11 protein-coding genes are annotated in these 10,159 nt (G+C 36.5%); 1 reads left to right on the forward strand and 10 read right to left on the reverse strand.

Annotation, left to right across the window (positions count from 1 at the left end; all coding sequences use genetic code 11):
* Nucleotides 1-52: 52 nt before the first annotated feature.
* From N782_RS19680 to N782_RS19690, 3 genes are all read right to left on the reverse strand, one after another.
* The gene (locus N782_RS19680; protein ID WP_152600819.1) at nt 53-283 is read right to left on the reverse strand and encodes a YrhC family protein; all 231 of its coding nucleotides are present in this window, start codon (nt 281-283) and stop codon (nt 53-55) included.
* An 84-nt stretch (nt 284-367) separates the two neighbouring features.
* Nucleotides 368-1,060 (reverse strand): 5'-methylthioadenosine/S-adenosylhomocysteine nucleosidase, encoded by a 693-nt coding sequence (gene mtnN, locus N782_RS19685; protein WP_036824464.1) that lies wholly within the window; start codon nt 1,058-1,060, stop codon nt 368-370.
* 12 nt (nt 1,061-1,072) lie between these two features.
* A complete protein-coding gene (locus tag N782_RS19690) occupies nt 1,073-1,852 on the reverse strand; it encodes a YrrS family protein (RefSeq protein WP_052111462.1) in 780 nt (259 codons plus the stop codon).
* Nucleotides 1,853-2,030: 178 nt separating this feature from the next.
* Here N782_RS19690 and N782_RS19695 point away from each other — a divergent pair, with 178 nt between their 5' ends.
* Entirely contained in the window at nt 2,031-2,279 is a 249-nt protein-coding gene (locus tag N782_RS19695) for a hypothetical protein (protein WP_036824467.1), read from the forward strand.
* Between the two features lies 1 nt (nt 2,280).
* Here the strand turns inward: N782_RS19695 and N782_RS19700 are convergent, their stop codons facing one another.
* From N782_RS19700 to mltG, 7 genes are all read right to left on the reverse strand, one after another.
* Nucleotides 2,281-4,011 carry a penicillin-binding transpeptidase domain-containing protein gene (locus N782_RS19700; protein ID WP_036824470.1) on the reverse strand — a complete coding sequence of 577 codons (1,731 nt, stop codon included), beginning with the start codon at nt 4,009-4,011 and terminating at the stop codon, nt 2,281-2,283.
* Between the two features lie 404 nt (nt 4,012-4,415).
* Entirely contained in the window at nt 4,416-4,892 is a 477-nt protein-coding gene (gene greA / locus N782_RS19705; RefSeq protein WP_036824472.1) for a transcription elongation factor GreA, read from the reverse strand.
* 187 nt (nt 4,893-5,079) lie between these two features.
* On the reverse strand, nt 5,080-5,718 hold the full coding sequence (gene udk / locus N782_RS19710) for a uridine kinase (RefSeq protein WP_036824474.1): 639 nt from the start codon (nt 5,716-5,718) through the stop codon (nt 5,080-5,082).
* Nucleotides 5,715-7,013: a peptidase U32 family protein gene (locus N782_RS19715; RefSeq protein WP_036824477.1), complete on the reverse strand. Its 1,299-nt coding sequence runs from the start codon at nt 7,011-7,013 to the stop codon at nt 5,715-5,717. Before N782_RS19715 ends, udk begins: the two co-directional genes overlap by 4 nt.
* Nucleotides 7,014-7,026: 13 nt before the next feature.
* The gene (locus N782_RS19720) at nt 7,027-7,956 is read right to left on the reverse strand and encodes a peptidase U32 family protein (protein ID WP_036824480.1); all 930 of its coding nucleotides are present in this window, start codon (nt 7,954-7,956) and stop codon (nt 7,027-7,029) included.
* 5 nt (nt 7,957-7,961) lie between these two features.
* Entirely contained in the window at nt 7,962-8,600 is a 639-nt protein-coding gene (locus N782_RS19725) for an O-methyltransferase (RefSeq protein ID WP_036824483.1), read from the reverse strand.
* Nucleotides 8,601-8,720: 120 nt separating this feature from the next.
* Nucleotides 8,721-9,839, reverse strand: a complete 1,119-nt coding sequence (mltG, locus tag N782_RS19730; RefSeq protein ID WP_036824486.1) for an endolytic transglycosylase MltG — start codon at nt 9,837-9,839, stop codon at nt 8,721-8,723.
* Nucleotides 9,840-10,159: the final 320 nt, after the last annotated feature.

A 10,159-nucleotide genomic window follows, 5' to 3' on the forward strand; every position in this document is an offset into this window, starting at 1 on the left:
TTGTATAAAAAAACACGAGAGACATTTCATTAGTCCCTCGTGCTTTTGTACGTTATTCTTGTTGTTGTTCTTGATATTGCTTGTTAAATTTTTTCCATTTCACTACAAATATCATAGAGGCTACTATACTAGCACCAGTCAACATTAGTAGGACAGAATTAAATTTGTTTGGATGAATATAAGTGGTAATCAATGTACCTATATAAAAATAGAAGCTTAGAATAATTAAAGTTAAGATAAAGCGCTTATAATCTTCTATTTTAGCTTTCAGTTCTTTAGTCATGTTTTCCACTTTACCACCTCTCCCTCTTTTAGCATGATAACATGGATAAATCAGGGGAGTGTCTAGTAAATGATGGAAATAGCATCATACATTCTTTAACATTGTCTGGATAAGCGTAGCTGCATGTTTAGCTGCTGTCTCCAGGTATTGTTCAAAAGACACATTTGACTCTTTACCAGCAATATCAGAAAGTGAACGGATAATTACGAATGGTGTTTGATAGTGAACGCACACTTGCGCAATTGCGGCTGCTTCCATCTCAGCTGCTTGCAGTAGTGGAAATTTGTTTCGTACAAATTCTACTCTAGATGGATCCTGCATAAAAGCGTCACCTGTAGCGATTAAGCCTCTAACACTGTGTATAGAAGGTAATTGTGCTGTAGCTTTTTCAGCAGCTTGTACAAGCTTCTCATCAGGTATATAGGCAGCTGGCATATCAGGTACTTGTCCGTACTCATAACTAAAAGCAGTTACATCTACATCGTGGTGACGAACCTCAGAAGATATAATTAAATCCCCCACTTTAAGTTCCTTTGCAAATCCACCAGCTGATCCAGTATTGATAATATGGGAAGGTTGGTATCGTTCATGCAGAATACTAGTGGCCATAGCTGCATTTACTTTACCAATCCCTGATTTTGTTACGACAATATCCTTTCCTTCTAGTGTTCCTTTGTAAAACACACAACTTGCGATGGTTTCTTGTGATTGGATATCCATCTCATTCGTAAGAATACGAATTTCCTCATCCATTGCTCCAATTATACCTATTGTCATACTTGTCTCTCCTTACTGCTCTTCATCTGTATCAGCGTCTTCATTTTGTGCTTCATTAGTTGTCTCTTTATGATTGTTCTTTTTATCGTTCTCTTTCAATTTCTCAACTTTTACTGGCTTCCACCCTTCATTCTCAACCCAGGTAGAATACACTCGGTACACTTCGGTTTGAGAGCCGTTTGTGACGGTACCGACAACACTTTGACTGTCATTCCCTCTCGTTGTCCACCAGTTAATCATGTTCCCTTTACTTATACCTGTTGCTCTACTAAAGGAGGCTTCCATTTCGCTCCAATCCTTTGTACCTTCTGTAAAGGTTGTAGTATGATTGCCTTCTTGCTCTGTAGTAATTGGCTCCCAATCCTTTTTGATGGTCTTTATAACATTTGGATCATCTGATTCTGTGGTGACTTCTTCTGTGTTTGTATCTTCATCTGATTCATTGTTCTCATCGCTCGAACCTTCGTCATTCTCTTTATTTGTTGAATCAGTCTGTTCATTCTCTTGTGTTGAACTACTATCTGTTTCAGAAGAGGATTGTTCCTCTTGCTCGTTTTGTTCCGAGGTAGATGTGTCCGTATCTTCATTCGAATTATTTTGATTTTCTTCTGCATTCTTCGTTTCTTCTTCATTCTTATCAGTCGCAGCTGGTGTATCATTGCCTCCAAAAGGCAAGATGAGTATAAGCAACAATACTGCTGCTAGCACACCACCTACAATACCTAGAGTTGTGATTAGTTTTGTACTTCTTCGCTTTTTATCAAAGCGATTTATTCTTGAGCCATTATCCATCGTTCCATCCCTCCTTGCTATATTATACTATGGGTTAAAAACAGAACCAATGCTTCAAGGATGATGAATTTTACATTTTACTGTCGTTTTTGTACTTTTTTTGAAGGAAGGGAGGAATTTTTCAGAATAGTGTGTAATATAATAAACTATATACAAATTCTGCAGAGAGGTGATTAGAGTGAAATCAACAAGGTTTAGTCGAAAGATGTGGGAATTATCGACCTTTGAAGAAGTAAGCTATGACAAAGAAAACCAAATTTTTTCAGTGTACTTTTTTGATGGGAGCCTGTTGGAACTCTATAAGATTTCAGAAAAACGTGTTTTTGAATTTGTAATCTCTTCTGATAAAGAAGCGTTTTTAAAGGATAACTTATTAAAAGAGTACCCATCTTTTATATATAATCAAAAGACCTTCTTACCATGTTAGATTAGAAGGTCTTTTGATTTAAGTGCTGCACCATATCTTTAAATACTCCATTTGTAGCAAGTGCATTCTGTTTGTCCAAATCAACTACCACCATGGCATATCGTGGTTGCTCATAAGGAAAAAATCCGGCAAACCAATGATACGGATCAATGCCATCAACTACTTCTGCTGTACCTGATTTCCCAGCGACCTCTAGACCTTGTAGATGTTTACCGGTCCCTTCATTACTGTTTGCTACCTCATACAATAGCTCTCTTAACCGTAGAGCACTATATGAAGAGAGTCGATTTTCTTCTAATGGATGTTCCTCAAAAGTAGCCATAGTAGCACCACTTTTGTATAAGACTCTAGAAGCACCGCGTACTTCTTTCTTCATCCCATCTGAAGCTATAGTAGCCATCATGTTGGCTATAGCTAGTGGTGTTATCTTCACATTTTGTTGCCCAATGGCTGTGTTTGCAATCATGTTATCGTCAAATCTATGGTTTTCCTGCCCCCATATAGTTGTGGTTTCTTCTTTAGGAAACTGATTAAAGTCTTTAAAATGAAATACATCACCTTTCCATCCAACTGTTCCTTTAAGCCCTAATTTTTCTACATAGTGGTCGATTACATAAGGATCCTCTTCCATCATTTCTTGTGCAATTTCTACAAAGGTCCGATTACAACTTTGAGCAAAACTTTCTGTAAAACTAAGCATGCCCAATTCTCTCTTCGGTGGCACTCCTTCTTTAATGCCTAAATCACAATTGAACATGCGATGAATATTAATCGACGGGTGCTCAATAGCTGCAGCGGCAATTACCGTTTTAAATATAGAACCAGGAAAATTGGCCTTTAGCATGTAATTGTGTAACGTGTCATCCTTGGAGTCACCTTCATTTAAGTAAGGATTTTTATAATTTATTTGCGGACGACTAACCATGGCTAAAATATCTCTGGACTTTACATCCAATAAAACTAGCCCTCCCTTAGTAATTTTATGTTCATCAAGAATACGCTCTGCTTCTTGTTGAATTTCGATATCGATGGTTGTTTTAATTTGTACAGGATAGAAAGCATCTTGTACCCCTTGATACTTAACATTGAGGCCAAATAGCGGCTCACCATGTCCATCGACATGGTACAACAGCTTTTCCTCTCCATTTGTTGCTAAAAAAGGTTCAAACACAGCCTCAAAACCTGAAATACCTATCGATGAATCTGTAGAGGCTGTTTCATTTTCTTCTTTCTTTTCCCTTACTAGCCCTAGAAAATGAGATGCATATATAGGATCTTCATCAAGGTTCCGCTCTACAGGATAAATTCCTGGAAAGTTTAAATCTTGAAGGGCTGTGTACATCTCTTCCGTTACTTCTTCATTTAGTATATCTGATATATAAAAAGGATCTTCGGAATTTTTTATGTAATAATTCAAATTATAATCAGGTATTCCAAGTGTGGTTGATACTTCTTCCAAAGGATAATCCATATCTCGTAAAAACGGGAAGAATACAATATCAAGCTCATTTGCTTTTGTCATTTCTACATGATTTCGATCAACAAAGTGTCCTCTTCCATCGTTAATAGATAATTGCTGCGTTCTCTGTTCGACGCTTTTTTCAAGCAGGTTAATCTCTTCATGCCCAAAATTCTCTGAACTGAATAATTGCACGTCAGCTAATCGATACAAAATAAGGGAAAAACTTATTAACAGAAGGACAGCAACTCCTTTTATTCGAGTGCTTTTCATGGATCTCACCTCTTCACCAGTATCACCAGTGAAAAAAGCAATTAAACATGGTGTATAAGAGTTAAGCAAACATAATCGGCTTCTGGAGTTAGACATATCTTAGAAAAATAGGTGGGAAAGTTATTTAACTACGAGGCATAATCTTGAAGACTTGGATTTGAGATAAATTTGTGTTTAAGGGATGTTTCCGTTGAATTTAACAGAGGAAAACTTTGGGTCTGGAGCGAGATTTCAGAAATAGGATCAACTTTTCAAAAATAGGAGCGACCGCTCAAATCCCTTTCGGAACGGATTTCAATTTATCCAGACTTCATGGGACGATTAATCAATAAAATAACTATACTAAAAAACCTAGCACATATCTTACATGTGCTAGGCTCATAAGGTGATAAATATGTTGTCACCTACTCAACATTTACGATTTTTACGTCGATATCTCCACCTGGTGTAGCAACAGTCACTTCTTCACCAATCTCTCGACCAATTAAGCTTTTCGCCATTGGAGAATCGTTTGAAATCTTTCCTTCAAATGGATCGGCTTCAGCACTACCGACAATTTTATACGTTTCTTCATCCCCATCAGGCAGCTCTTGGAACGTAACCGATTTACCTAATGATACTTCATTTTTATTTCCTGCATCATTTTCAATAATTACTGCATTACGAATCATATTTTCTACACTCGCTATACGGGACTCTACAAATGCTTGCTCATCTTTCGCAGCATCATACTCAGAGTTCTCAGAAAGGTCCCCGAATCCTCGTGCAATTTTAATACGTTCTACTACTTCTTGACGCTTTTCTGTTTTTAAATAATGTAATTCTTGCTCTAACTTTTCTTTACCTTCTTCTGTCATATAGTAACTTTTTTCTTCAGCCATTTTCACTCACTCCTTAATTCCTACGAAAAGAAATCACCAAATCCCTATATAAAAATGAGCGGCACATAGCTGTGCGCTCAAGTAATGCTTGTATTTATTTTATATAGATAGTTGGTGTTCTAGAACTACTACCACATATAATGGCAGATTTTCATTCGCTTTTCAATAACTTTTTACTAATTCTTGGTTAGTTGCTGTATGACTTCTCTTCTAGGATAGTTTTTATCTTAGCAGACATTAGGTCAATCGCGACGTGATTCTGCCCACCTTCAGGAATAATAATATCAGCATAACGCTTCGTAGGCTCAACAAACTGAAGATGCATAGGGCGAACAACGTTAACATATTGTTCAATCACTGAATCAATTGTTCTACCTCTCTCTTTAATATCACGCAATAAGCGACGAATAATACGCACATCTGCATCTGTATCAACGAAAACCTTAATGTCCATTAAATCTCGAAGTCGACTATCTTCTAAAACCATAATTCCTTCTAGAATAATAACGTCTTTAGAATCGGTCGGAATCACTTCATCAGATCGAGTGTGTAGTTTATAGTCATAAACGGGTTTTTCAATGGACTCACGATTGATAAGTTTCTGAATATGTTCAATTAGCAAGTCATTATCAAAAGCAAGTGGGTGATCATAGTTGGTTTTTAACCGTTCTTCAAATGGAAGATGACTTTGATCCTTATAATAGAAATCCTGTTCCATCATTAATATAGTTTTATCAGTAAATTGTTGATTAATTGATTTGGTAACAGTCGTTTTTCCTGAACCTGTACCTCCTGCAACTCCTATTACAACTGGCTTATCACTCATGATGTTTGGTGCTCCTTTCCCTTATTCTTACGCATCATGTTATATGGGTAGACGGGTTGTTCTACTTTTATTTTGATGATCTGTAATGGGTGACGAGCGGCTTCCATTTTGTTTCCTTTCTCATCCCATATAGTGTCTACTACTTGAGAGAACCCTTCTGATTCTGGTCCAAAAAACTCGATCGTATCCCCAGGTTTAAAGTAATTCCGTTGTTGGATGGTAGCTATATTTGTTTCAATATCAAAGTCTAGTACCAATCCAGAGAACACATAATTCGTTTTTCGACTTTGGTTATCTTCCCCATACATTTGCTCTTTATAGCTTGGTGTACCCTCATAAAACGCAGAAGCTGTATCACGATTTGCACATTTAGCTAACTCTTCCACCCATTTAGGATTTATTTGAAAGTGATCAGGATCATCACAGTAGGCGTCTATGACCTTTCGATATACACCAACTACAGTAGCAATGTAATGAATAGATTTCATTCTACCTTCTATTTTTAAGCTATCAATACCAATATCACACATCTTAGGTATAGACATGATTAAATTCAAATCTTTTGGACTCATAGCAAATGGGGACGAATCATCAGTAAACATTGCTTGGTCTTCTTGTTGTTGATTGCCTGTATCCATCATTAAGTCATAGTTCCAACGACATGATTGGCAGCAACCCCCTCGATTCGAGTCTCTTGCTGTCATATGATTACTCAATGTACATCGCCCAGAATAAGAAATACACATAGCTCCATGAATAAACGCTTCAATCTCGATATCCACTTTTTCTTTCATCTTCTTTACTTCTTCATGGCCTGTTTCCCGGGCTGTAACAACTCTTTCTAGGCCTTCCTCTTTCCAAAACTGAACAGCTTTCCAATTAGATAAGGATTGTTGAGTACTTAAATGCACTTCTAATTTAGGAGCAACCCGTTTACAAGTCTCAATAATCAAAGGATCAGCTACAATAATTCCAGAAACACCAGCACCTTGTATGCCCTCAAGGTATTCTTCCAAACCACTCATATTCTCATTATGTGCATATATATTTGTAGTTACATATATTCTCGCATTGAACGATTTCGCAAATTCTACACCTTCAGCCATTTCCTCAATAGAGAAGTTATCAGCATTGGAACGTAAGCCAAAATCTTTTCCACCGATAAATACTGCATCTGCTCCGTAGCGAACAGCAATTTTTAGTTTTTCAAGATTACCCGCAGGTGCAAGAAGCTCTGGCTTTTTAACAATCTTTCTTTTTCCATCAATCACTCTTGAAATTTGCTCTAGAGCCAAGGTTCATACCTCCTTAATACACCGTTTCTTTAAAGAAAAAGCCTGTATCTAATGGACGATTTTTAGGTTGAATATCTGCTACGCTTTGATACAATTCTTCTCTTATATCAAAATAAGTATCCTCATCTTCTACTAAGGCATCGATTGCTTTACGATAAGCTTTTGTTACAACTTGTAAATACTGTGAAGATTTTAGAATTCCATCTATTTTTATCGATTCAATACCTGCTTCAACTAATTCATCTAATTCATCAATCATGCATATATCATTAGGACTCATGATATGGGTACCATTTTCATCTTCAAATACTGGATAGGAGTTATCTCTCTCTTGATCATAAAGGTATAGGTTTTCTTCCTGACCCTGACGTTGAATCTCCATGGTTGTTCCTTGATAACGATAATAATTCCCAAGCAACATTCGTTTAGATTGAAACATACAAGTCATACCATGTACTTGAACTTCAATTTCCACTTCAGCATGATCCTTAATTTCAACTACTGAGTCTAAATTAAGCTCTCGAGCTAGCACAGCACGTGAAGCGCCTTTACGCCCCCAGTAATTGCACGTGTACCAATTCGTAGCTGTAGTCTCAGTATTCCAATGTAGCTTTATATCAGGTGCTACCTCCCTGGCTGTCATTAATACAGCAGGGTCTCCAAATACAATCGCATCTGCTCCTACACGGTTCACAAAATCAATATAGTCAGCAAGAAAGTCCACCTTATCATTATGAAAAATAGCATTCATTGCTACATAAACTTTTTTTCCTTTTTGATGAGCTATTTCAATTGCCTTTTTTACGTCATTTCTATTAAATTCACCTGCTAAACGTAAGCCGAAAAACTCTTCCCCTACAAGAAAAGCATCTGCTCCGGCATCAGCTAACACAGAGATATCATTTACACTAGTAGGAGTTACTAGTAATTCAGGTTTCATCATATCATTCACCTCTTCACACTTACTGCGACTCCATCACCAATTGGTAAAATGGTTGTTTTATAATCAGGATGTTCTGTGAGCCATTCATTATAAGCACGAATTTTATTAGCAATTTTTGCTTTATTGGATCCGTCATTTGGGTTGTCGGCAACATATCCTTTGAAAAGGACATTGTCTGACAACACAATTCCCTCAGAATTTAAATAGGTAGTATACCCTTCAAAAAAGCGTTGATATTGCCCTTTTGCCGCATCAATGAACAAGACATCAAAAGGACCGTATTGTTCTATATCTTCCAAAACCTCTAACGCATCACCAAATATGACTTGAATCCGATGAGTCAAACCTGCTTGTTCAATGTTCTGAATAGCTTCGTTATATCTGGTCTTATCTCTTTCAATAGTTGTAATCATAGCATTTTCAAAACTTCTTGCCATTTGTATAGCAGAATAGCCTATGGCCGTTCCTATCTCTACAATTCGCTTAGGTTGTTTGATACGTATCATTTGTTGAACAAAATCCATTCCTAAAGGATCCATGATAGGTATGTCATTTTTCCTCGCATAGTCTTCTAAAGACTGAGTAAATGTATCTTTTTGTTCAATAGTTGACTTTAAGTAATCTAATTGAATGTCCTCTAACATCCATATACCTCCTTTAGGAATTGCACAACATTTTATAGGATATGTCCATACAACCCTATAATTGTAGCATAAATAAAGAAAGGAATGCGAGTGTTGTTCGCATTCCTCTCGAATTTTCTTTTAATTTAAATGTTTATCTACTAGTTGTTTATGCGCTTCAAAATCTTTCGCGTAATAGATTTCACCATCTGGAGCAGCAACAAAGTAGAAGTAGTCGGATGAAGTAGGTTCCACAACTGCTTGTAATGAGTTCTTGGCAAAGTTAGAGATTGGACCTACAGGTAAACCTTTATTTTGGTATGTGTTATAAGGAGACTCCACCTCTAAATCTTTGTGTAAAACCCTGTCCTTATGCTTTCCTAAAGCATATAAGACAGTAGGGTCAGTTTGAAGAGGCATATCATCTTCAAGACGATTATAAAACACGCCGGAAATCTTCATTCGATCTTCTTTCGACCTAGCTTCATTCTCGATAAGAGAGGCCATTGTAAGGGCTTCATGGACCGTCAATCCTTGCTCTTTAATTCCATCTAACATCGGTGATACGATACTCTCTGTTTTCTTGATCATCTTTTCAACAATTTTTGTTGTAGAAGGACTTTCTTCGAAAAACTGATAAGTTGCAGCAAATAAATATCCTTCAAGAGGCGTTCGAATTTCTGGGTCTAATACGGCTTCTGAAAGAATACTAGGATGTTGATTAATTAACGTTTGAATGTAATCTACATCATTTACTTTTTCTAAGAATTCTTCCTTTTCTATATCTGTTTTCTTAGAGTAAATATCCGCAATTTGATCCATTGTCTTTCCTTCAGGGATAGTGACCGTTAATACAGGGTCTTTCATTACTTTACCAGTTTTCAAAGCTGATATAAGTTCATCCATTGTAATCGCAGAAGAAAATTTATAGTCCCCTGCCTGAAATCCTGATTCATTCTTAAATTTAATATAAAAGCGAAATACTCGACTATCTTTTATAACTTCATTTTCCTCTAGAATCTTGGAAATTTCAGATACAGATGAACCGATAGGAATTTTTACATCTCTTTTTTCTTCATCACTAGGATCCACGGGTTTTAAAGCAGAGTTGATATATAAGTATCCAGATACCCCCACTATAATAATCACCAGTACGAGTGCGGTTAATGTAATTCCAACTATTTTTCGTACAGTGCGAGCTTCATCTGTTCGTTTTGATTGTTTTTCATCTTTTTGGTCGTCTTTTTTCGACGGAGACATGACAATTCCTCCTTTCATCCGCTCCATTATACTATAAAATGACAAGGTCTATCCATTATTTAGTGTGAATTTGTATAGAAGAAAAGTATTTAATTATCTTTTATGACCAGTATAGGTGGATATAACGGGCATAACTGATTCTATGTACCTAATGTAATTCTATATAGAAAAGTTATGCTGAATGTTAATTTTGTTATTTGATTACGTTAAAACTTAATAAATATTGGTATTCCTTATTCAATATTAGAGGCATAATCTTGAAGACTTGGAATCGAGATAATTTGGATGAGAGGGATGTTTCCGTTGCGTATATAAGAGAA

The organism is Pontibacillus yanchengensis Y32 (genome assembly GCF_000770635.1).
Taxonomy (GTDB): domain Bacteria; phylum Bacillota; class Bacilli; order Bacillales; family BH030062; genus Pontibacillus; species Pontibacillus yanchengensis.